Origin of the sequence: Arhodomonas sp. KWT2, from assembly GCF_041949875.1 — a bacterium.
Lineage (GTDB): Bacteria > Pseudomonadota > Gammaproteobacteria > Nitrococcales > Nitrococcaceae > Arhodomonas > Arhodomonas aquaeolei.
In genome coordinates, this window is the sequence record NZ_JBHFPQ010000051.1 from 108,440 (window position 1) to 130,063 (window position 21,624).

Annotated in this window: 20 protein-coding genes; 12 read left to right on the plus strand and 8 right to left on the minus strand. The window is 69.4% G+C overall.

Annotation, left to right across the window (positions count from 1 at the left end):
• Positions 1 to 21 precede the first annotated feature (21 nt).
• Positions 22 to 570, plus strand: a complete 549-nt coding sequence (gene msrA, locus ACEZHJ_RS15885; protein WP_018716399.1) for a peptide-methionine (S)-S-oxide reductase MsrA — start codon at positions 22 to 24, stop codon at positions 568 to 570.
• Here the strand turns inward: msrA and ACEZHJ_RS15890 are convergent.
• The 7 genes from ACEZHJ_RS15890 to ACEZHJ_RS15920 all read right to left on the minus strand — a co-directional run bounded on the left by ACEZHJ_RS15890 (position 548) and on the right by ACEZHJ_RS15920 (position 7,955).
• Positions 548 to 1,690, minus strand: coding sequence for an MFS transporter (locus ACEZHJ_RS15890; protein ID WP_259202117.1), 1,143 nt, complete (start codon positions 1,688 to 1,690; stop codon positions 548 to 550). The genes msrA and ACEZHJ_RS15890 overlap by 23 nt on opposite strands.
• Positions 1,691 to 1,872: 182 nt before the next feature.
• Positions 1,873 to 2,187 carry a DUF2288 domain-containing protein gene (locus ACEZHJ_RS15895; RefSeq protein WP_018716401.1) on the minus strand — a complete coding sequence of 105 codons (315 nt, stop codon included), beginning with the start codon at positions 2,185 to 2,187 and terminating at the stop codon, positions 1,873 to 1,875.
• A 35-nt stretch (positions 2,188 to 2,222) separates the two neighbouring features.
• The gene (locus ACEZHJ_RS15900) at positions 2,223 to 2,669 is read right to left on the minus strand and encodes a universal stress protein (protein WP_163142122.1); all 447 of its coding nucleotides are present in this window, start codon (positions 2,667 to 2,669) and stop codon (positions 2,223 to 2,225) included.
• 39 nt (positions 2,670 to 2,708) lie between these two features.
• Positions 2,709 to 5,351, minus strand: a complete 2,643-nt coding sequence (locus ACEZHJ_RS15905; protein ID WP_375036698.1) for a TRAP transporter permease — start codon at positions 5,349 to 5,351, stop codon at positions 2,709 to 2,711.
• 61 nt (positions 5,352 to 5,412) lie between these two features.
• Positions 5,413 to 6,390 carry a TAXI family TRAP transporter solute-binding subunit gene (locus ACEZHJ_RS15910; RefSeq protein ID WP_026320838.1) on the minus strand — a complete coding sequence of 326 codons (978 nt, stop codon included), beginning with the start codon at positions 6,388 to 6,390 and terminating at the stop codon, positions 5,413 to 5,415.
• Between the two features lie 123 nt (positions 6,391 to 6,513).
• Positions 6,514 to 7,431 carry a MurR/RpiR family transcriptional regulator gene (locus ACEZHJ_RS15915; RefSeq protein WP_375036699.1) on the minus strand — a complete coding sequence of 306 codons (918 nt, stop codon included), beginning with the start codon at positions 7,429 to 7,431 and terminating at the stop codon, positions 6,514 to 6,516.
• A gap of 179 nt (positions 7,432 to 7,610) precedes the next feature.
• On the minus strand, positions 7,611 to 7,955 hold the full coding sequence (locus tag ACEZHJ_RS15920) for a hypothetical protein (protein ID WP_375036700.1): 345 nt from the start codon (positions 7,953 to 7,955) through the stop codon (positions 7,611 to 7,613).
• 256 nt (positions 7,956 to 8,211) lie between these two features.
• On the opposite strand from ACEZHJ_RS15920, the gene ACEZHJ_RS15925 reads away from it, so the two are divergent.
• The 11 genes from ACEZHJ_RS15925 (at position 8,212) to ACEZHJ_RS15975 (ending at position 20,584) form a co-directional block, all read left to right on the plus strand.
• Entirely contained in the window at positions 8,212 to 9,273 is a 1,062-nt protein-coding gene (locus tag ACEZHJ_RS15925; protein ID WP_256379698.1) for a Glu/Leu/Phe/Val dehydrogenase, read from the plus strand.
• A 234-nt stretch (positions 9,274 to 9,507) separates the two neighbouring features.
• Positions 9,508 to 10,512, plus strand: a complete 1,005-nt coding sequence (locus tag ACEZHJ_RS15930; protein WP_163139046.1) for a porin — start codon at positions 9,508 to 9,510, stop codon at positions 10,510 to 10,512.
• A gap of 172 nt (positions 10,513 to 10,684) precedes the next feature.
• Positions 10,685 to 13,720 carry an EAL domain-containing protein gene (locus ACEZHJ_RS15935; protein ID WP_375036701.1) on the plus strand — a complete coding sequence of 1,012 codons (3,036 nt, stop codon included), beginning with the start codon at positions 10,685 to 10,687 and terminating at the stop codon, positions 13,718 to 13,720.
• Positions 13,721 to 13,755: 35 nt separating this feature from the next.
• Positions 13,756 to 15,000, plus strand: coding sequence for a threonine ammonia-lyase (locus tag ACEZHJ_RS15940; protein ID WP_163139044.1), 1,245 nt, complete (start codon positions 13,756 to 13,758; stop codon positions 14,998 to 15,000).
• Positions 15,001 to 15,112: 112 nt separating this feature from the next.
• On the plus strand, positions 15,113 to 15,892 hold the full coding sequence (locus tag ACEZHJ_RS15945; RefSeq protein WP_163139043.1) for a transporter substrate-binding domain-containing protein: 780 nt from the start codon (positions 15,113 to 15,115) through the stop codon (positions 15,890 to 15,892).
• Positions 15,893 to 16,020: 128 nt separating this feature from the next.
• Entirely contained in the window at positions 16,021 to 16,689 is a 669-nt protein-coding gene (locus ACEZHJ_RS15950) for an amino acid ABC transporter permease (protein WP_163139042.1), read from the plus strand.
• 38 nt (positions 16,690 to 16,727) lie between these two features.
• On the plus strand, positions 16,728 to 17,465 hold the full coding sequence (locus ACEZHJ_RS15955; RefSeq protein ID WP_375036737.1) for an amino acid ABC transporter ATP-binding protein: 738 nt from the start codon (positions 16,728 to 16,730) through the stop codon (positions 17,463 to 17,465).
• Between the two features lie 14 nt (positions 17,466 to 17,479).
• Entirely contained in the window at positions 17,480 to 18,445 is a 966-nt protein-coding gene (locus ACEZHJ_RS15960; RefSeq protein WP_240466096.1) for an ATP-binding cassette domain-containing protein, read from the plus strand.
• A gap of 70 nt (positions 18,446 to 18,515) precedes the next feature.
• Complete coding sequence (locus tag ACEZHJ_RS15965) at positions 18,516 to 19,256, plus strand: ABC transporter permease (protein ID WP_163139050.1); 741 nt, start codon at positions 18,516 to 18,518, stop codon at positions 19,254 to 19,256.
• 186 nt (positions 19,257 to 19,442) lie between these two features.
• Entirely contained in the window at positions 19,443 to 20,123 is a 681-nt protein-coding gene (locus tag ACEZHJ_RS15970; protein ID WP_163139041.1) for a DUF4126 domain-containing protein, read from the plus strand.
• Entirely contained in the window at positions 20,120 to 20,584 is a 465-nt protein-coding gene (locus ACEZHJ_RS15975) for an NUDIX domain-containing protein (protein WP_163139040.1), read from the plus strand. The genes ACEZHJ_RS15970 and ACEZHJ_RS15975 overlap by 4 nt, the downstream gene beginning before the upstream one ends.
• 58 nt (positions 20,585 to 20,642) lie before the next feature.
• Here the strand turns inward: ACEZHJ_RS15975 and corA are convergent, their stop codons facing one another.
• A complete protein-coding gene (gene corA / locus ACEZHJ_RS15980) occupies positions 20,643 to 21,596 on the minus strand; it encodes a magnesium/cobalt transporter CorA (protein WP_163139039.1) in 954 nt (317 codons plus the stop codon).
• Positions 21,597 to 21,624 lie beyond the last annotated feature (28 nt).

Consider the following 21,624-nt stretch of genomic DNA (forward strand, 5'->3'; position numbering starts at 1 on the left):
CGGCGGATACGGAGCAGCCCCATGAGCGAGATGGACGACACGGCCCTGGCAACCCTTGGCGGCGGCTGTTTCTGGTGCCTGGAGGCCGTGTTCCAGGAGCTGCCCGGGGTCCGGTCGGTAACCCCCGGCTACGCCGGCGGCCACGCCGAAGCCCCCACCTACGAGGCGGTGTGCCGGGGCGACACCGGCCACGCGGAAGTGGTTCAGATCGCCTACGACCCCTCGGCGGTGGGCTATCGGGAGCTGCTGGGCGTGTTCTTCTCCGTCCACGACCCGACCACGCCCAATCGCCAGGGCCACGATGTCGGCCCGCAGTACCGCTCCGTCATCCTCTACCACGACGACGAGCAGAAGGCCGATGCCGGGGCCGCGATCGCCGAGCTGGAACGCGAGGGGGTATTCGCCGACCCGGTCGTTACCGAGGTGGTGCCACTGTCCCGCTTCCACCCGGCGGAGGACTACCACCAGAACTACTTCCGCAACCATCCGGAGCAGGGCTACTGCCAGGTGGTCATCGCCCCCAAGCTGGCGGCGTTCCGCCGGCGCTTCAGCGAACGCCTCGGGCGCTGACGCTGGCGTAGCGCTGGCTCAGCACCAGCCCGGCAAGCGCGACCACGGCGATCACCGCGACGGTCGGGGTCCAGCCCCAGCGTTCATAAACCAGGCCGGGCAGATACGAGCCCAGCACGCCGCCGAGGTAATACGAGGAGACGTAGAGCCCGTTGATCATGCCCCGGTGCGGGCTCTGCGAGCGGTTGACCTCGGCGGAGGCGATGGAGTGGACCAGGAACATCCCGCCGCAGAAGACGAACACCACCGCGAAGACGGCCCACAGGTTCGGGATCAGCGTACCGGCCAGGGCGACGCAGTAAATCACGTAACCCAGCACGACCGCCCGCGCCCGCCCACCCAGGCGGCGGATGACCCGGGGCGCACCCAGCGCCGAGACGATCCCCATGAGATAGCCCGCATACAGCAGGCTGATCTGCAGCTCCGTGGCCGCCGGCGCCAGTGCCTTCACCCGGAACGGCAGGTAGTTGAGCAGGCCGACGAACACGAAGAACAGGCAGAAGATCGCGGTGAAGAGATAGCCGTTGCCGCCCTCGCGCCAGAGCGACCGAACCCCCGCCCAGCTCGGCGCCGGGCGCGGCTCCATGGCCCGCTGCGGTGCCCGGGACCACCAAACAGCGCTGGTGATCAACCCGAGCCCGAGGGCGAGGAAGAATACGTGCCAGTCCCACCACGTCGCGGCCGAACCGGCCAGCAGCCGTCCCCCGAAGCCCCCCACAATGGTCACGGCCACGTACACCGACATGACCCGCTGCAGCCGCTCCGGGGTCGCCCGGCCGGCGATCGCCGTCATCAGCGCCGTCATGACCGCGGGTAATAGCAGCCCCTGGGCGAGGCGGGCGGCGAGCATGACCGGGTACCGGGGCACCGCCATGAACACCAACGCCGCCACGCCCAGCCCGGCCGTGCCGACACAGAGCACCCGGGTGGTCTGCCAGCGCCCGAGCAGTGCCCCGTAGGCGAGTGGCGCAACGCCCAGCGGCAACAGGGTCGCCGTCATCAGCAGGGCGATCTGGGACTCGCTCACGGCAAGGCTGTCGGCCAGCCGTGGCAGCAGGGGCTGGGGGGCATAGAGGGAGAAATAGGCCAGCAGGGCGGTGATCACGGCCCGAACGGACAACTTGCGCCTCCGTGCAGCAACGGCGGCGCGCCGGCGCCACCACGAGGGGTTAGCGGACTACCGGGAGACGCCGCGGCGGAGCATACAGGCGGCCACGTCCCGGCCCCGCGGCAGGCATGCCGCGAATCATTCGCATGGTAACAAATGTTGCGCCGCAGCGGAGGCCGCGGCGCCGGGTGGGCTCAGTGCTCGTTGCCGGGGGGCTGGTCCTCCTGGACCAGGACCCACGGCGGCACCACCACCGCCCAGAGCTCGGCGTCGACCGCCGCCCAGGCGCGCGCCTCGTCGTCACTGGTGCGCGCGACGCGGCCCTCTTCCAGCCACGCGGAGACATGGGCGGTATCGTCCTCGACGAACCGCCGGGCCACCTCGACCAGGTCCAGGTCACGGGCCACGGTCACGGTGGCGCCGCGGGCGAAATGGCGTTCGAGCTCCGACCAGCGGATGCGGGCCGTCTCGGCGTTCAGACGCTCATGCAGCGAGGGTTCGGCGGTCATGGTGCGCTCCTTCTCCAGCGGGGCCGGACATGTTACTAGCCCCGCCGCGGGTGGCGCACGACCAGCACGGAGCAGTGCGCCCGTTCCACCACCCGCGCGGCCACGGACCCCAGGAACACCCGCTCGGCGCCGGTCTCGTCGTGGCTCGGCATAACGACGAGATCGGCACCGACATGCCTGATCTCGTCGAGGATGCAGCGGTGCGGCGACCCCTCGGCGATATCCACCGTGCACGGGATCTCCGCTGGGATATGATCGCCCGCCCAGTCCGTGAGACGCCGGCGCAGGTCGTCACGGGCACGCTGAAGGCTGTCCGCCGGGAAGTAGGTGGACACCCAGGGCAGGCCGACCCCCGGGAAGACGCTGAGCACGTGGATCGCCGCACCATGGGCACGGGCGAGCCCGACAGCCAGCTCGGCCGCCTCGTCCCCCGAGCCCGTGTCGTCCTGGAGATCCACCGGCAGCAGCAGTTTTTTGAACACGTCAGTGCCCTCCGCAATGAGGCGTTACGGTGCACCGGCTCACGCCGGCTGTTCCCCGGTGGAACCGGCGGGTTCGGGTTCGAGCGGCCGGCGCCGTCGCTGCAGCCAGGCGACGAGCCCGAGCAGCGCGAGTGCGGGGATATACATGAGCTCCTTGGGCGGGCGCTCATTGTCCACCTGCACCGACACGATCCGGTAGCCGAAGTCGAGGCCCGCCTTCTTCGCCGCGCTGCCGAAGCGCACGCGCTGGACCTGGAGTGCGCCATCGCCGGCCGCCTGCAGGGTCAGCCCCGCCTCGCGCAGCCGGGCGTCGCCGCTGTCGGCCTTGTCCCCGAGGGGCAGGAGGATGGTCTTGTCCACCTGCTTGCCCTCGATGGTCATGCCCCGCACCCGGATCGGGACCTGGCCGCCGGCGGGCTGGCGCGCGGCGACGGCCTCGAGCTGGGTGGGCTCCGCCTGACGATAGGGCGGATAGACCTCGTCCCACCAGAAACCGGGACGGAAGAGCGTGAACGCGATCAGCAGCAGCGCCACCGTCTCGTACCAGCGGCTGCGCACCAGCCAGAAGCCCTGGGTGGCCGCGGCGAACAGTAGCATGGCCCCCACCGCGGAAGTGATGGTCACGATCAGGTCGAACGGCCCGGTCAGCCCCATCAGCAACAGCTGGGTGTTGAAGATGAACATGAACGGCAGGATCGCCGTGCGGATATCGTAGGTAAAGCCCTGAACGCCGGTGCGTATCGGGTCTGCACCGGATATCGCCGAGGCGGCGAAGGCGGCCAGCCCCACCGGCGGCGTGTCATCGGCGAGGATGCCGAAGTAGAACACGAACAGGTGCACCGCGATCAGCGGCACCACCAGCCCCTGCTGCGCCGCCAGCTCCACCACCACCGGCGCCATCAGCGTGGAGACGACGATGTAATTGGCCGTGGTCGGCAGGCCCATACCGAGGAGCAGGCTGATGATGGCGGTGAACAGCAGCATCAGGATCAGGCTGCCGCCGGAGATGAACTCCACGAACTCGGTCATCACCAGGCCGATGCCGGTGAGCGTGACCGTGCCCACGACGATACCGGCGGTGGCCGTGGCCACGCCGATGCCGATCATGTTGCGCGCGCCCTCGACCATGCCGTAGACGAGCTCACGGCCACCGCGCACCACCTCGCCGCCGATCGCGCCGCGGCCCCGGAACGCGGAAAGCAGCGGCCGGTGGGTCACCGCGATGATGATCAGGAACATCACCGCCCAGAACGCCGAGAGTCCCGGCGAGAAGCGCTCCACCATCAGACACCAGACCAGCACCACCACCGGCAGCAGGAAGTACAGTCCGGCGCGCACCGTCGGCCCGGCCTCGGGGACTCGGATGTTGCCGGTCTCCGGGTCCATCTCGAACTCGGAGGTGAGCTCGGGCTGACGTGCCGCGAGCCACACCAGCGCCACGTACACCAGGGCGACGAGCACGGCGATGATCTCGAGAGACGCCCCCGGGAAGACGGTCTTGATCCAGCCCACACCGTAGTAGACACCGAGGCTCAGCGCGCAGATCACGAACAGGATCCCCGCCGTGGTCGCCAGACGCATGTACAGCGGCCCGCGGTTGCGCGTATGCATCGGCTTCATGCCGGCCTTCACCGCCTCCAGGTGGACCATGTAGATCAACCCGATATAGCTGATCAGCGCCGGCAGGATCGCGTGCTTGACCACCTCGATGTAGGGAATACCGACGTACTCCACCATAAGGAAGGCCGCCGCGCCCATCACCGGCGGCGTGAGCTGGCCGTTGGTGGAGGCGGCCACCTCCACCGCACCGGCCTTGGTGCCGGGGAAACCGACCTTCTTCATCAGCGGGATGGTGAAGGTACCGGTGGTCACCACGTTGGCGATCGAGGAGCCCGAAATCACGCCCGAGAGCCCGGAGGCGACCACGGCGGCCTTGGCCGGTCCGCCGCGCATGTGGCCGAGCAGCGCGAACGCGACCTTGATGAAGTACGCGCCGGCGCCGGCCTGCTCCAGCAGTGCACCGAAGAGCACGAACAGGAACACGAAGCTCGTCGACACCCCGAGCGCGACGCCGAACACGCCCTCGGTGGTGAGCCAGTACTGGCCCATCGCCCGCTGCAGGCTCGCCCCGTCGTGGCTGATCACGTCGGGCATATAGGGGCCGGCGAACGTGTAGGTGAGGAAGATCAGCGCGACCACCATCAACGGCGGTCCGAGCGAGCGCCGGGTGGCCTCGAGCAGCAGCACCATGCCGGTGACCGCCACGGCCACGTCATACCAGGTATACAGACCCGGGCGCTGGGAAAGCTGCTGGTAGAAGAGGAACAGATAGGCCGCGGTGAAGGCCGCGACCACCGCCAGTATCCAGTCCATTGCGGGGATCCGGTCCCGCGGCGAGCCCTTCAGGGCGGGAAAGGCCAGGAAGGCCAGGAACATCGCGAAGGCCAGGTGGATCGCCCGCGCCTCCGTGGAATTGAACACCGCGAAGTCGAGCATGAACGGCAGCGGCGAGGCGTACCAGATCTGGAACAGCGACCAGAGCAGCGGCACGGCGAAAAGCAGCTTCGCCGGGAACCCGCCGGGATGCCGCCCGCCGGTCTCCGTGGCGAGCACGTCCTCGGTGCCGACCCCGGCGCTGCCGCTGTTTTCCGTCTGCCCCGTCTCACGCGTATCCGCTGTCATCGACCTGCTCCCCCCGGCGGTGGAGCCGCGGGGCGCAGGGCCCCGCGGCCGGCGGTCCCGATCACTCGATCAGGCCGGCCTCCTTGTAGTACTTCTCCGCACCGGCGTGCAGCGGCGCGCTCAGAGAGGCGTTCGCCATCTCCTTCTTCTTGAGCACCTGGAACGCCGGATGCAGCGAGGTGAACTGGTCGAAGTTCTCGAACACGGACTTCACCAGGGTGTAGACCGCCTTCTCCGAGGTGTCCGTGGTGGTGACGAACGTCGCACGCACGCCGAAGGTGGTCACGTCGTCCGGATTACCGCGGTACATCCCGCCCGGGATGGTGGCGAAGGAGTAGTAAGGACGCTCGTCCACGAGCTTCTCGATGGCCGGGTTCTTGACGTTCACCAGACGCGCATCACACGCGGTGGTCGCCTCCTCGATGGAGCCGGAGGGATGGCCCACGACGTAGACGAACGCGTCGATGTTGTTGTCACACAGCGCCGAGGCCATCTCGGAGGCCTTCAGCTCGGAGGCCAGCGAGAAGTCGTCCATGCTCCAGCCCATCGCGTCCATGGCGATCTCCATGGTCGCACGCTGGCCGGAACCGGGGTTGCCGACGTTCACGCGCTTGCCCTTGAGGTCCTCGAAGTTGGTGATGCCGGAATCCGCCCGGGCCACCACCGTGAAGGGCTCCGGATGGAGCGAGAACACGGCGCGGAGCTTCTTGAACGGCCCCTGGTCGGAGAACTTGCTGGTGCCGTTATAGGCGTGATACTGCCAGTCGGACTGGACCACGCCGAAGTCCAGCTCGCCGCTACGCAGGGCGTTGAGGTTGTAGACCGACCCGCCGGTGCTCTCCACCGAGCAGCGGATACCGTGCTCCGAGCGGCCCTTGTTGACCAGCCGGCAGATCGCCCCGCCCGCCGGGTAGTACACACCGGTGACGCCGCCGGTGCCGATGGTAACGAACTCCTCCTGCGCACTCGCACCCAGAGAGACGCCCATGGCCAGGGCTCCGGCCACGACGCCTGTCAGCAGCTTCCTTTTGTGCAACATCGTTTTTTCCTCCGTTGGTTGCTCATGCCGGCAGCCTGTTGGGCCGCCGTGCGTGGTGCCCTGTTGTCACTGTCACGCCCCGGGAGTATGGGCGCCGCCAGGCCACCTCTCCACCACCCCCGACTACAGCTCCACATCGAGCGCCCCGATCAGGCGCTCGCGTGCCTGGAGCGCGGTGAGCGCGTCGTCCCCGAGCGCGCGTGCGACCAGCGCCAGAAGCCCCTCGATGAGGATCAGCGCCGCCCCCATGCTGTTGCTGAAGAAAAGCCCCGTCGCCGGCGCCACGAACGTGTGCCGTGCCTGTGCGGCGAGCGGCGAGGCATAGCTGTCCGTGATCGCGATTACGCCCGTGCCGCCCTGACGCGCAAGCCCCGCCGCGGTGACCGTCGCGCGGGTATAGGGCGCGAAGCCGATCGCCACGAGCACGTCCTGGTCGCGCATCTGCGCGAGACCGTGGGCGAGCCCGTGCTCCGGGTTGAGCGTGGTGACGTCGGATTTGAGCATGCCCAGCCCGTAGGAGAAGAAGCTCGCGAGCGGATAGGACTGGCGCATACCGAGCACGTGCACCCGCGTGGCGCCGACCAGCGCGGCGACCGCCTCCTCCAGGCCGGCCACGTCCAGGTTATTCAGCATCCCCTGGATATTGCCGCGCTCCTCGCGCGCCACCCTGGATAGCACCTCCAGGGTCTCGTGCTGACGGCCACTGACGTCGCGCAGCCGCGATACCTGGCCGCTGTAGAAATGGCCGGTCTGCGCGACATGCCGGCGGAAGACCGCCTGGAACTCGGCGAACCCCCGATAACCCAGGGCCTTGGCGAGGCGGGTCAGCGTCGACGGGTGCACCCCGAACGCCGACGCCAGCTCCGTGATGCTGTAGACCGCGGCCTGGCGCGGTGCGGCCACCATATCGGCAAGCACCGCCGCGGCACGGCGGCCGAGACGATGTCCCTCTCCCCCCGCCTCGACGTCGGCGAGCACCGCCTGCAACGCTTCCAGGGTGACCGGCGCATCGCCGGCCGGGGGGGTGTCCTTCGCGCTCATCTCGGCCCCCCCCTGTCCACTGCGGCACCACACGCCGGCGACCGCCGGGATCGCGGGCCGATGCCCCCCCCGCCCTGTTTGTGCAGCGCTGACGTCATATCGCGAGGATAGCAGCCGTTACACCGCAGGCAAGACAGAATTGCGGGATTGATATTTTTTCGCAAATCTGGAAAGCCCACTTACATCAGCAGACCGTACCCGGTGAGGACGATCCCGATCAGCGCCATGGCCGCGTGCAGCCAGACCATGAACATCGGCGGTGCGGCCCCCTCGAGCCGGAACACCCCGACGAAGCCGCCACCGACCGCGGCGAGACACAGGGCGAACGCACCGGTGTTGGCGGCCAGTGCCTGCCCGCCGCCCCACAGCGTCACCACCAGCGCCGCCACCGCCGATACGGCAACCACACCGTGGGCCACCCCCGCCGCCGGAGCCACGTGCCGACGGTGCAGGTGCCGGACGAGTATCACCGCCCCCGCCAGCGCCGCTGCCGTCACGACCCCCAGCCATATAGCCGCCGTCATGTCACCTCCCGCCGCTCGCCGGCGCCTTCGTCCTCCGGGCGCATAGCCTACGCCCGCCGCCCCGGGGCGGCCATCCCGGCACGCGGCCGCCGCAATGGGCGCGGCGTCACGCCGCGGGGTAGACTGGAACCGCCAGCCGACACACGTAACCCGTGCTCCGGCGGGCGCATCATTCGAACCGCCCCGCCCACAAGGCGGCGGCGGAGACGGATCGCCGGGCCGAACGCCCGGAACGACACCACTGGAGGAGATCCCCATGAGCGTGTTCGAACACCGGGAATTCCGCGGCCACGAACGCGTGGTCTTCGGCCATGACCCGGACACCGGACTGCGGGCCATCATCGCCGTGCACAGCACCCGGCTCGGCCCGAGCCTCGGCGGCTGCCGCGTGTTCCCCTATCCGGACGACGGCGCCGCGCTGACCGATGTGCTGCGCCTCTCCCGCGGCATGACGTACAAGTCGGCTATGGCAGGGCTGCCGCTGGGCGGCGGCAAGGCGGTAGTCATCGCAGACCCCCACAGGGACAAGACCCCGTCGCTGATGCGCGCGCTGGGACGGCTGGTGGAGGACCTGAACGGCCTCTACATCACCGCCGAGGACTCCGGCACCGACGTCGACGACCTGCGCACCATCGCCGGGGTCACCGGTCATGTCGTCGGGATCGCGGACAAGCGCGACGCCGACGGCGTCGTGCGCAGCGGCGATCCCTCGCCGGCCACCGCCCGCGGGGTGTTCGTCGGCATCCGCGCATCAGTGCGTGCGGCCCTGGGCGACGACGATCTCACCGGCATCCGGGTGGCCATACAGGGCGTGGGCAACGTCGGCCATCACCTCGCCGCGATGCTCCATGACGCCGGCGCCCGGCTCTGGATCAGCGACATCGACGAGGCCGCGCGCCGTCACGCCGTTTCGGCGTTCGACGCCGAACCGGTGGACACCGCCGCCATCCACGCCGCGCCCGTCGACGTATTCGCCCCCTGCGCCATGGGCGCCGTGCTCAATGCCACCACCATCCCGGCGCTGCAGGCCCGCGTGGTCGCGGGCTCCGCCAACAACCAGCTCGCCGAGGACGGCGACGGCGAGCGCCTGCGCGAACGCGGCATCCTCTACGCTCCGGACTACGTCATCAACGCCGGCGGCGTGATCGACGTCGCCGACGAGTATGCCGGCTACGACGCCCTGCGCGTGCGCCGCCGGGTCGACGCCATCGCCGACACCCTTACCGAGATCTACGAACGTGCCGCCCGCGAGGGCCGGGCGACCAGCACCATCGCCGACCACATCGCCGAGGAACGGCTCGCGGCCGCCCGTCCCTGATCCGCCTCACGCCGGTGCGGGGCTCATCCGCACCGGCCCTTCGTCATTCCCTCCGCGGACAGGGCCCTGACGCCTTATCCGTTGTTTATTTACAACTAAAAATTAATTTTTAGTTACATATGCAACAACCCTGTTGCGCCCAAGCATCGCCGCACGTATTGTTGCGATCAATTCTCGTTGCGATTTATGTGACGGGATTGTTACAGCAACCCAACCGACGATGAGGACGCGACAATGAAGAAGGCCATCTCCGCCCTAGCGGTCGCCGCCGCCCTCGGCGCCTCCAGCGCCCACGCCGCCGATTTCCGTGTCAACGACGACACGCTGTTCTCCGTTTACGGCTCCATCGAGTTCATCTACTACTCCCAGGAGCAGGCGACGGACGGCGGCGACACCGAGAGCCGCTCCGAGTTCGCCGACAACGGCTCCACCATCGGCTTCGCCGGCGAGCACACCTGGGATAACGGCCTGACCGGCTACTTCAAGGCCGAATTCGAGCACAACGCGGACGAGGAGAAGGGCGCCGGCGGCATCAACGACGGCGATAAGGCCTATATCGGTGTCAAGGGCAACTTCGGTAACGTCCGTGCGGGCTCCTGGGACAACATCTACAACGATGCGATCCAGGATCCGGTCGACCCCTTCGAGGCCTTTAGCCCGAGCATGTCGGACATCTCCGGCGAGGGCGACACCATCGCCTACTTCTCGCCCAAGATGGGTGGGTTCTCATTCCAGGTCGCCAGCCAGATCCGCGGCGACGGCGACACCCCCACCAGCAAGCAGCCGCTCACCGACGAGTCGGCCTTCCAGGTGGTGGGCATGTACGAGGTCAACACCCTCACCTTCGCCGTCGGCTACGACGACCGCGGCATCGTCTCCCAGACCGGCGCCGCAGGCGGCGACCCGGCCGAGGACGGCGTCTTCGGTGCCTCCGTCACCTGGGATCTCGCACCGTTGACCCTGGCCGCCCGCGCCGAGCAGCAGGGCGAGACGGTCGAGGACGACGAGGTCGGCTACTACAGCCTCAACGCCGCCTACGACTACGGCATGGGCACGCTGACCGCCACCGTCACCGAGGTGGACCCGGACGCCGACGACGAGGACAGCCGCACGGAGTTCAACCTCCTCGGCACCTACAACGTGGGCAGCAACATGTACGTCTATGCCGAGGCCGGCTGGTACGACAAGGAGAACGACGAAGACGACGCCATGGGCGTGGGTGTCGTCTACGAGTTCTGATCCCGCTGTATCGCGGAACGCGTTCAGGACGACGGGGGCCGCCCCGTCGTCCGCCTCACCGGTGGGCCACCATCGCCCGCCACCCCGCCAAGTTGCCCCACTCCGACCCCTGTGCCACTCTCTGCGAAGACCGACCCGTAACCGGGGAACCGCGCTTGGGGGCACGGGGCTGGTGACATACCGGAAAGCCGCGGAAGAACAATTCAGGGCCCTGTTCGAGGCCACGCCCCACCCGGTTCTGGTCTACGACCCGGGTACTCTGAACATCCTGCTGGCAAACGGGGCAGCCGAGGTGGCCTACGGCTACCGCGCCGACGAGCTGTGCAGGCTGACCCTCGACGACATCCATCCCGCCGAACAGCGCTCGGCGCTGCACCGCCAGATCGCGCGCAGCAGCCAAGGCAAGCGCTATGCCGGTGTCTGGACCCACGTCGCCGCCGACGGCACGCGCTTCGACTCCGAGGTCACGGGTAACGACGTATGGCTGCGCGGCCGCCGCCACCGGCTCGCGCTGGTCCACCCGGTTCACGACCGCCGCGCCGCCGAGCTCGCCGAGCAGCGCCGGCTCCAGCGTGCCAACGCCCAGGAGCGCGCCCTATCGGAGCTGGCCAGCGACCCGCGGGTGAGCGACGGCAGCGACCTGCACATCGTGCTCCGCCACATCTGCCGCACCGCCTGCGAAGCGCTGGAGATCACGCGTGCCAGCGTCTGGCGGGTCCGCGAACACCCGGAGGCCCTGGTCTGCGAAGCGCTCCACGACATCCGGGACGACATACCCCACGCCGTTCCACTGGTTCCGGCCACCGCATGCCGGACCTATCTCGATTCACTCAAACGCTACCGCAGCATGGACGTGGAGGATGCCCTCTCCGATCACCGTACCCGCGAGCTCACCGATGACTACCTGGCCCCCGCCGGCATCGGTGCCCTGCTCGACGCCGGCATACGCCTGCACGGCCGTCTCCACGGGGTCCTCTGCCTGGAGCACGCGGGCGGACCGCGGCGCTGGCACCACGACGAGGTACGCTTCGCCGCGCAGCTCGCCGACCAGATCACCAATGCCGTGATCCGCGCGGAGCGCAACCGCCAGCAGCAGCTGCTGCACCTCATCGCATCCGAGGTCGCCTCCGGCACCGGCGAGGACTTCTTCCGGCTGCTCGTCACCCGGCTCGGCGAGAGCCTGGGCGCGACGCTGGTCCACATCGCCGAGACCCCGGAGGGCCGGGAGAGCGATTACGCCAGCATCCTTGCCGGGTGGCGCCGGGACGGCAGCCGTCACGACGGCCACTATCCCCTCGCCGAGACCCCCTGCCGCCTCGCCCTGGACGAGGACACCTGCATGATCTCCCACGGGGTGGCGAACGTCTTCCCGGAGGACGGAGTACTCGCCGAGCTCGGCGCCGAGGGCTACATCGGGATCCGGCTGCGTGACAGCACCGGCGAGCCCATAGGACTGCTCACCGCCGTATTCGACCGGGCCCTGGAGCCGGGCGACGAGTCCGGATCACTGATGCAGATCTTCGCCGCCCGCGCCGCAGCCGAGCTGGAGCGCCTGCGCGGCGAGACCCGCCTGCGGCTCGCGGCGGCGGTACTGGAGAACACCGGCGAGGGCATCCTCATCGCCGACGGCGAGGGCCGGATCGCCGAGTCCAACCCGGCGTTCCGCCGGATAACCGGCCACGACCCGGCCCCGCTGCAAGGCGAGGACATCATGGACGTGCTCACCGCAGGCGACCCGGCGACGGTTACCGGGATCCGCCGTGGGCTATTCCGGGCCGGTCACTGGGAGGGCGAGATCCAGTGCCCCCGTGCCGATGGCGGTGCCTTTCCCGCCTGGGCAAGCTTCTCGCGGCTGGCCGGCACGGACGACGACCCGCCCCGCCTCATCGCCATGGTCAGCGACATCACCGAGCTCCACGAGAGCCGCGCCGAACTGCGCTATCTCGCCCACCACGACCCGCTCACCAGGCTGCCCAACCGGGTGTCGCTGCGCGAGGCGCTTGACAGAGCGCTCGCGGACCGCACCACCTCCGGCACCGAGGTGGCGGTCCTGTTCATCGACCTGGACGGGTTCAAGGACGTCAACGACAGCCTCGGGCACAGCGAGGGCGACGCCGTACTCCAGGTGGTCGCGCGCCGCCTGATCGACTACGTCCACGGCGACGACCTGCTGGCGCGGGTGGGCGGCGACGAGTTCATGCTGCTGGTCGCCCGCCACGACGCCCGTCAGCGGGCCACGGCACTCGCCGACAGCCTGCTCGAGGCCCTGGATGCCCCGTTCGAGGCCGGCGGACGGCCGATCTACCTCACGGCGAGCGTGGGCATCGCCCTGGCACCGGAACACGGCGAGGACGCGGAATCGCTGATCCTGGCCGCGGACGCCGCGATGTACCTGGCCAAGAACGAGGGGCGCAACACCGTCCGCACCTTCCAGCCGGAGCTGAGCCACCAGGCCTATCACCGCATCGTCACCGCCGGTGCACTGCGCTCGGCGATCGACGAGGAGCGGCTCTTCCTCGCCTATCAGCCCGTGCTCGCCCTCGGCAGCGGGGAACACTACGCCTGCGAGGCACTGGTGCGCTGGCGTCGCGACGATGGCAGCGTGGTCCCGCCCGGCGAGTTCATCCCCGTCGCCGAACAGTCCGGGCTGATCGTCCCCATCAGCCGCTGGGTCTTCCGCCAGGCCTGCCGCCAGATGCGCGAATGGGCGGAGACCGGCAATGCACCGGGCCGCGTCGCGGTCAACGTCTCACCGGCCCACCTGCGCGCCGGCAACCTCATTGGCGATATTCACGCCGCGCTCGCGGATACCGGCATCGCCCCCACACAGCTGATCGTCGAGGTCACCGAGAGCACGATCATGCAGGCGCCGGAGACGGTCTCGCGCACGCTGGAGACGCTGCGGGCGATGGGCGTGGAGATCGCGGTGGACGACTTCGGCACCGGCTATTCCTCGCTCGCCTATCTCAAGCGCCTGCCGCTGTCGATCCTCAAGCTGGACAAATCCTTCACCCAGGATCTCCCCGACGATCTGGACAACGCGGCCATCGCCCGGGCCATACTGGCAATGGCCGCCTCCCTCGGCCTGCGCGTGGTCGCCGAGGGGATCGAGACCGAGGCCCAGCTGGCATTCCTGCGCACCGAGGGCTGCGAGCTCGGCCAGGGCTTTCTGTTCGCCCGGCCGGCCGAGCCGGCGGCACCGGCATAGCGTTCCCATACCCGACCAGGGAGACAACCGAGACGATGACCCTGTCCATCGACCAGGTCCGCGAGGCCGCCGCGCATATCGCCAACAGCATCGTGCACACGCCCTGTGCCCTGTCGCGGACCCTCTCCGAGCTCACCGGCTGCGAGCTCTACATCAAGTTCGAGAACCATCAGTTCACGGCGGCCTTCAAGGAGCGCGGTGCCCTCAACCGCCTGCTCGCGCTCACCCCTGCCGAGCGCGAACGCGGCGTGATCGCGATGTCCGCCGGCAACCACGCCCAGGCGGTGGCCTATCACGCCCAGCGTCTCGGCATCCATGCCACCATCGTCATGCCGCGGCACACGCCCAACGTGAAGGTCCGCAACACCCGCGCCTTCGGCGCGGACGTGCGCCTGCGCGGCGACGGCGTGGCCGAGGCGGGGGAATACGCGCGCAGCCTCGCCGAGGAACATGGCTACGTATTCATCCACCCCTACGACGACGAACGGGTGATCGCCGGGCAGGGCACCATCGCGCTGGAAATGCTCGAGGAGTTCCCGGCCCTGGAGAGCCTGGTGATCCCCGTCGGCGGTGGCGGCCTGATCGCCGGCAACGCGGTAGCGGCGAAGGCCATCAACCCGGACATCGAGATCGTGGGCGTGCAGACCGAGCGTTTCCCGGCGGTCAGGCAGGCCCTCGCCGGCGAGCCCATCCATTGCGGTGCCGCGACCATCGCCGAGGGCATCGCCGTCAAGCAACCCGGGACACTGACCCTGCCGATCATCCGCGAGCTCGTCGACGACATCCTGCTGGTGGACGAGCCGGGGATCGAGCGCGCCATCCTGATGCTGCTGGAGATCGAAAAGACCGTCGCCGAGGGGGCGGGTGCCGCCGGGCTCGCCGCGGTGCTGGCGGAGCCGGAACGCTTCCGCGGCCGGCGCGTGGGCCTGATCCTGTGCGGCGGCAACATCGACCTGCTGCCGCTGTCCTCGGTCATCCAGCGCGGGCTGGTGCGCTCCGGGCGCATCATCCGGGTCCGCGTGGGCGTGCCCGATGTCCCGGGGGCGCTCGCCGACTTCACCCGTCTGCTCGCCGAGCACCGCGCGAACGTCATCCAGATCGCCCACCAGCGCACCTTCACGGACCTGTCGCTGCGTGCCACCGAGGTGGAGGCGACCCTGGAGACCCTGGGCAGCGAGCACTCCACCGAGGTCCTCGCGGCGCTGCGCTCGGCGGGCTACGACCCGGTGGTGCCGGACAGCGAGCCCCACCCGCACGAGCGCACCGAGCCCGCCCCGTGAGCCCCGGCCCCCCGGGGGTTGCGGCTTGACGGCCGCGCGAGCCCGGCCCATCGTTACCGGTCAGGAGAGTGGTCAGGCCACTCCCCATGAGGCAAGCCAAAAGGAGCCGATAATGTACAAACAATTACTTCGCGGCATCTCCATCGCCACCTGCATGGCACTGACCCTGGGGCTCGCCGGCACGGCGACCGCCCAGGACGACAACCCCACATTGCGGGCGGTCACGGACCCGAGCTTCGTGCCCTTCGAGATGCAGGACCGGGACACCGGCAAGATGGTCGGCTTCGACATGGACATCCTGGCCGAGGTCGCCAAACGCGCCGGTTTCGACTACGAGCTCGAGACCATGGACTTCCAGGGCATCATCCCGGCGCTGCAGACCGGCAACAAGGACATCGCCATCGCCGGCATCACCATTACCGAGGAACGTGAACAGGTGGTCGACTTCTCCGACCCCTACTACGACTCCGGCCTGCGCCTGCTGGTCAACGCCGACGACGACTCCATCAAGACCGTCGACGATCTCGCCGGCAAGAGCGTCGGTACCAAGACCGGCAGCACCAGCCACAACTACCTGCGCAAGAAGCTCGGCGACAAGGCCGACATCGAACCTTACCCGGGTAGCGCTGACATGTATCAGGCCCTGCTCGGCGGCGCGGTGGACGCCGTGTTCTACGACGCGCCCAACGTAGGCTACTTCGCCCAGACCAAGGGCGAAGGCCGTGTCAAGACCGTCGGCCCCCTCTACGAGGGCCAGCAGTACGGCCTCGCCCTGGTCGACGGCAGCAAGTGGGTCGGGCCCGTCAACAAGGCACTCGCCTCGATGCACGAGGACGGCACCTACGACCGTATCTACGAGAAGTGGTTCGGCAAGGCGCCGGACAGCGAGTAGTCGCCGTGCTCCGGGGGGCGGGTGCCGCCCCCTTCCCCCACCGACCGATCGTGTCGGTATAATCGCCCGCCGGCCGGCCCGCGGGGCCGGCACGGCGGCACGATACAAAACCGGAGGCGAGAGACGACGTGGAATTCCAGTTCGACTGGCAGGCGGCCTTCGATGCCGTACCCTTCCTCCTCCAGGGCCTGCCCTGGACGGTCGCCATCGCCGCCGGCGGCCTGTTCATCGGGTTCTTCATCGGCATCCTCTTCGGGCTGATGAGCATCGCCCCCTCCAGGCTGCTCCGCGCCCCGGCGATCACCTACATCGAGATCTTCCGCGGCACACCGGTGCTGGTGCAGGTGCTGTTCATCTTCTACGGCCTGCCCCAGATCCTCGGCGGTCCCATCGACAAGATCACCGCCAGCGTCGCGGCCATCGCGCTCAATGCCGGCGCCTACATCTCCGAGATCGTGCGCGGCGGGGTGCAGTCCATCGACCGCGGCCAGCGCGAGGCAGGACAGTCACTCGGGCTGTCACGGACCCAGACCTTCTACTACGTGATCTGGCCGCAGGCGCTGCGGCGCATGATCCCGCCGCTCGGCAACCAGGCGATCATCAGTCTGAAGGACACCTCGCTGTTCTCCGTGATCGGCGTCGGCGAGCTGGTACGCCAGGGCCAGATCTACATCGCGGACACCTTCTCCGCGCTGGAGACCTACTTCATGGTGGCGGTGCTCTACCTCGCCGTCACGCTCAGCCTTTCCCTGCTGCTGCGCCTCTACGAGAAGCGCGGCGCGGCGGGCAGGACGTAAGGAGCCAACGCATCGTGAGCGACAGCAACGACACGCCCATCGTCCGGCTCGAGAACGTCAACAAGTACTTCGGCAGCCTGCACGTCCTCCAGGACGTGGACCTGGCCGTGCAGCCGGGCGAGGTCATCGTGATCATCGGCGCGAGCGGCTCCGGCAAATCCACGCTGATCCGCTGCGTCAACGGCCTGGAACGCTTCGAGGGCGGACGCATCGAGGTCGACGGCCACGAGCTGCGGCCCCACGGCGGCGGGCGCAGTGCCCTGCAGACCATCCGCACCGAGGTCGGCATGGTCTTCCAGCAGTTCAACCTGTTCCCGCACCGGAAGGTGCTCGACAACATCACCCTGGCACCGATGAAGGTGCGCGGGTGGTCCCGCCAGCAGGCCACGGAGGCCGCCGAGCGGCTGCTGGATCGTGTGGGTATCGCCGACCAGGCACACAAGTACCCGAGCCAGCTCTCCGGCGGCCAGCAGCAGCGCGTGGCGATCGCCCGGGCGCTGGCCATGGAGCCGCGGGTGATGCTCTTCGACGAGCCCACCTCGGCGCTGGACCCGGAGATGATCGGCGAGGTGCTGGACGTGATGCGCGAGCTCGCCCGGGAAGGCATGACCATGCTGGTGGTCACCCACGAGATGGGCTTCGCCCGCGAGGTCGCCCACCGGGCGATCTACATCCACGGCGGCCAGATCGTCGAGCAGGGCAAGCCCGAGGCGGTGTTCGACAACCCGCAGAACGAGCGCACCCAGGCCTTCCTCTCCCGGGTGCTCAAGCACTGAGGCGCGGCAGGCCGATGGCGCACACCGCCGTCTTCCCGACAGAAGACGCCCCGGAGGCCGGGAGCGGGGTCGCCGCCGGCACGCCGGTGGCGGTCGCGCGGGGACTGGTCAAGCGCTACGGTGACGTCGCCGTCGTCGACGGCGTGGACCTCACCGTGGAGCGCGGCGAGTGCCTGGCGCTGCTCGGCCCCAACGGCGCCGGCAAGACCACCACCCTGCGCCTGCTCCTGGGCCTCACCCCGCCGAGCGCCGGCGAGATCCGGGTACTCGGCCACGCGGTGCCGGAGGATGCCCGCGCCATGCGCGCCGCCGCCGGCATCGTGCCCCAGTTCGACAGCCTCGACCCGGACTTCACCGTCCGCGAGAATCTGCTGACCTACGGCAGCTACTTCGGCCTGTCCCGACGCCGGGTGGCCGGGCGGATCGACGACCTGCTCGCCTTCGCGGAGCTGCGCGAGCGCGCCGACGCGCCCATCAGTGCCCTCTCCGGCGGGATGAAACGCCGCCTCACCCTGGCCCGCGCGCTGGTCAACGACCCGGCGCTGCTGGTGCTCGACGAACCCACGACCGGCCTCGACCCCCAGGCGCGGCAGCACATCTGGGAGCGGCTGCAACGGCTCAAGCACGACGGCCGGACGCTGCTGCTGACCACGCACTACATGGAGGAGGCCGAACGCCTCGCCGACCGGGCGGCGGTGATCGACGGCGGGCGCATCATTGCCTGCGACCGTCCGCGGGCGCTGATCGCCGCGCACATCGAGCCGCACGTGGTCGAGCTACGCGGCGACGCCGCTGCGGGCTGGCGCGATACGGCGGCGATCACCGCGGAACGGGTGGGCGCGACGGTGCTCCTCTACAGCGGCGACCGTGACGGCCTGCTCGCCGCCGTCGAGGCGCACTGCGACAACGACTACCTCTACCGGCCGGCCAACCTGGAGGACGTCTTCCTCCGGCTGACCGGCCGCCAGGTGCGGGACTGACCCCGTGAGCGCCCGTGCCGACACCCTGGGCGCCCACCTGCGCCGGGCCCCGCGGCTGAGCCCACGGTTCATGCCGGTGTGGCAGCGCAATTTCCTGGTCTGGCGCAAGCTCCTCGTGCCCTCGCTGCTCGGCAACTTCGCCGATCCGCTGCTCTATCTGCTGGTGCTCGGCTACGGCCTCGGCCGGCTGGTGGGCGAGGTCGAGGGACTGGGCTACATGGCCTTCCTCGCCACCGGCATCGTCTGCTCCAGCGCGATGATGGGCGCCACCTTCGAGGCCCTGTACTCCGCCTACACGCGCCTGACGATGCAGCAGACCTGGGCGGCGATGCTCAATGCCCCCCTGTCCGTGGACGACGTGGTGATCGGCGAGATCGCCTGGGCGGCCACCAAGGCGCTGATCAACGCCACCGCGATCCTGGCGGTGACCCTGATGCTCGGCCTCGCCGGCGGCTGGAGCGCGGTACTCGTTCTCCCCGTGGTGCTCCTCGCCGGCCTGTGCTTCGCCGGTCTGGCCATGATCGTCACCACCGTGTCGCGCAGCTACGACTTCTTCCTCTACTACTTCACCCTCGTCATCACCCCGATGATGCTCGTCTCCGGCGTGTTCTTCCCCCTCTCGGAGCTGCCGGACGCGGTCGCCCGGGGGGCGATGGCCCTGCCACTGGCCCACGTGGTGGCACTGGTACGGCCGCTGATGACCGGCACGTGGCCGTCACTGATCCCGCTGCACCTGCTGGTGATCGCCGCCTACGCGGCCGCCGCGATCTGGCTGGCGTGCGCGCTGGCACGCCGGCGGCTGCAGACCTAGGAACGCCGCGCCCGGCACCTTGTCCGGAAGGACGTCCCCGCCCGGCGACAGCGCCGCGGGCGGGCCGTACCGGTGCGCACGGACCGCCGGGCCGGGCACCCGTGACGGGCGTTCGCACCACAGGCGTATACTGCCCGGCAGACCCTGACGCGCGGCGGATGACCCCGCCACGAGGAGCACCGAGCAATGACCGGCCTGGAGCAGCTCACCGCCACCATCGCCCTGACCCTCGGCGTCGGCTGGGCAAGCGGCATCAATCTCTACGCGGCGATCCTCGGGCTCGGCGTCATGCACCAGCTCGGGCACGTGAGCCTGCCACCGTCGCTGGAGATCGTCGCCGACCCGCTCGTGCTCACCGCCGCGGCGTTCATGTACATGGTGGAGTTCGTGGCCGACAAGACGCCGGGCGTGGACACCGGCTGGGACGCCCTGCACACGTTCATCCGCCTGCCCGCGGGCGCGGTGCTTGCCGCCGCGGCGGTGGGGGACGTCTCCCCCGCGGCGCAGATCGCCGCAGGCCTGGTGGGCGGCGGCGTCGCCGCCGGCAGCCACGCCGTGAAATCCGGCGGACGCGCCGTGATCAACCTCTCCCCGGAGCCGGTGAGCAACTGGACCGCGTCGGTGACCGAGGACGTCGCCGTCTTCGGCGGCCTGTGGCTCGCCCTTTATCATCCGGTCATCTTCCTGGTCCTGCTGGCGGGATTCGCCGCCCTGGCGGTCTGGCTGCTGCCGCGCATCTGGCGCGGGCTCCGCCGGGTCTTCCGGGCCGTCACGGGCCGCGGTGCATCGGAGCCGCCGCCGGAACCGCCGGCGGCAGGGGACCCCTCCCCCCTGCCGCCACAGCTCGGGCGGGACGAGGGCTCGTGAGCACGCCGGGGCGGTTCCTCGGCGGCGTCGCCGCACTGATCGAGAACGACGCCGGCCACGTGCTGCTGATGCGCCGCGCCGCCGGCCGCGACTACGCGCCGGGCGTCTGGGAGTGCGTCACCGGCCGTCTTCAGCAGGGCGAGGGCTTCGAGACCGCGCTGCACCGGGAGGTCCATGAGGAGACCGGCCTTACCGTAACGGCCACCGCGCTGATCGGTACCAGCCACTTCCACCGGGGACCACCGTCGGTGCACACCGAGCTGATCGGCGTGATCTACCGCTGCCGGGCGGCGGACCCGGACGCACTGCGACTGAGCGCCGAGCACGACACGGCACGCTGGACCGGCACTGAGGCGGGGCTGGCACTGGCGGCGGGCAGCCACCCGGCCGAGGTCTGGCTGCGCCGACTGCTACTGCGCCACCGTCACGGCCCGGACGGCACGGGCTTCGAGCTCGGCTGAGCGCCGCGGCGCAACGCCCGCCCCGCGCTCCGGGCCCTCCCCGGGTGCGCCGGCGGGATCAGAGCCAGCCCTTGCGCTTGAAGTAGACGTAGGGGGCAACGCCGGCGAGCACCATCAGCATGAGCGCGAACGGGTAGCCGAACGTCCAGTCGAGCTCCGGCATGACGCGGAAGTTCATGCCGTAGATACTCGCCACCATGGTCGGGGGCAGGAAGACCACGGCGGCGATGGAGAAGATCTTGATGATCTGGTTCTGCTCGATGTTGATGAAGCTGATCGCCGCGTCCATCAGGAAGTTGACCTTCTCGAACAGGAACTGGTTGTGCGGCAGCAGCGAGTCCACGTCGCGCAGCAGCTCGCGCACCCACTCGCGGTTCTCGGTGTTGAGCCGGCCGCGGCGCAGCAGGAAGGTCAGCGCCCGCTGGGTGTCCATCAGGCAGAGCCGGATCTTGCCGTTGATGTCCTCCTGACGGGTTAGCTCGTCGATCGCCCCCTCCAGGTCGACGTCGTCCTCGTCGGCGAGGACCTGGGCACTCACCCGTTCGAGCTCCGTATGCACCCGCTCCAGCCGGTCCGCGAGGTTCTCGACCTTGGTCTCGAAGAGCCCGAGCAGCAGCGAGGTCTCGTCCTCGGCGAGATCCGGCTCGCGGCGGGCACGCAGGCGCAGCAGCCGGAACACCGAGAGACTGTGCTCGTGCAGGGTGAACAGGCGGTGACCGCTGAGGATGAACGCCACCGTCGTGCTGGTCGGGCGCCCGTCGATGTCCTGGAGGAACAGCGAGTGCACGTGCAGCCCGTCCTGGTCCTCGTAGTAGCGGGCGCTGGCCTCGATCTCCTCGACGTCCTCCACATCGGGGAGGTCCTGGCGGTAGAGCCGCTCGACCTGGGCGCGCTCGCTGTCGTCGGGATCGATGAGATCGATCCACATCGCTCGCGAGAGCTCGACGCGGCCCTCGTCGTCTTCCGGGATGGCACTGAGGATGCCTTCCTGCAGCTCGAATGCATGCAGCATGAAACCTCCGGGAATTCGGCGCCCACGG

Bases quoted from the DNA above. Each gene is read 5' to 3' on its own strand.
- ACEZHJ_RS15970 (WP_163139041.1), top strand. From the start codon at position 19,443: ATGACCGGCCTGGAGCAGCTCACCGCCACCATCGCCCTGACCCTCGGC.
- corA (WP_163139039.1), bottom strand. From the start codon at position 21,596: ATGCTGCATGCATTCGAGCTGCAGGAAGGCATCCTCAGTGCCATCCCG.
- ACEZHJ_RS15910 (WP_026320838.1), bottom strand. From the start codon at position 6,390: ATGTTGCACAAAAGGAAGCTGCTGACAGGCGTCGTGGCCGGAGCCCTG.
- ACEZHJ_RS15920 (WP_375036700.1), bottom strand. From the start codon at position 7,955: ATGACGGCGGCTATATGGCTGGGGGTCGTGACGGCAGCGGCGCTGGCG.
- ACEZHJ_RS15945 (WP_163139043.1), top strand. From the start codon at position 15,113: ATGTACAAACAATTACTTCGCGGCATCTCCATCGCCACCTGCATGGCA.
- ACEZHJ_RS15930 (WP_163139046.1), top strand. From the start codon at position 9,508: ATGAAGAAGGCCATCTCCGCCCTAGCGGTCGCCGCCGCCCTCGGCGCC.
- ACEZHJ_RS15895 (WP_018716401.1), bottom strand. From the start codon at position 2,187: ATGACCGCCGAACCCTCGCTGCATGAGCGTCTGAACGCCGAGACGGCC.
- msrA (WP_018716399.1), top strand. From the start codon at position 22: ATGAGCGAGATGGACGACACGGCCCTGGCAACCCTTGGCGGCGGCTGT.
- ACEZHJ_RS15960 (WP_240466096.1), top strand. From the start codon at position 17,480: ATGGCGCACACCGCCGTCTTCCCGACAGAAGACGCCCCGGAGGCCGGG.
- ACEZHJ_RS15925 (WP_256379698.1), top strand. From the start codon at position 8,212: ATGAGCGTGTTCGAACACCGGGAATTCCGCGGCCACGAACGCGTGGTC.
- ACEZHJ_RS15940 (WP_163139044.1), top strand. From the start codon at position 13,756: ATGACCCTGTCCATCGACCAGGTCCGCGAGGCCGCCGCGCATATCGCC.
- ACEZHJ_RS15905 (WP_375036698.1), bottom strand. From the start codon at position 5,351: ATGACAGCGGATACGCGTGAGACGGGGCAGACGGAAAACAGCGGCAGC.
- ACEZHJ_RS15915 (WP_375036699.1), bottom strand. From the start codon at position 7,431: ATGAGCGCGAAGGACACCCCCCCGGCCGGCGATGCGCCGGTCACCCTG.
- ACEZHJ_RS15965 (WP_163139050.1), top strand. From the start codon at position 18,516: ATGCCGGTGTGGCAGCGCAATTTCCTGGTCTGGCGCAAGCTCCTCGTG.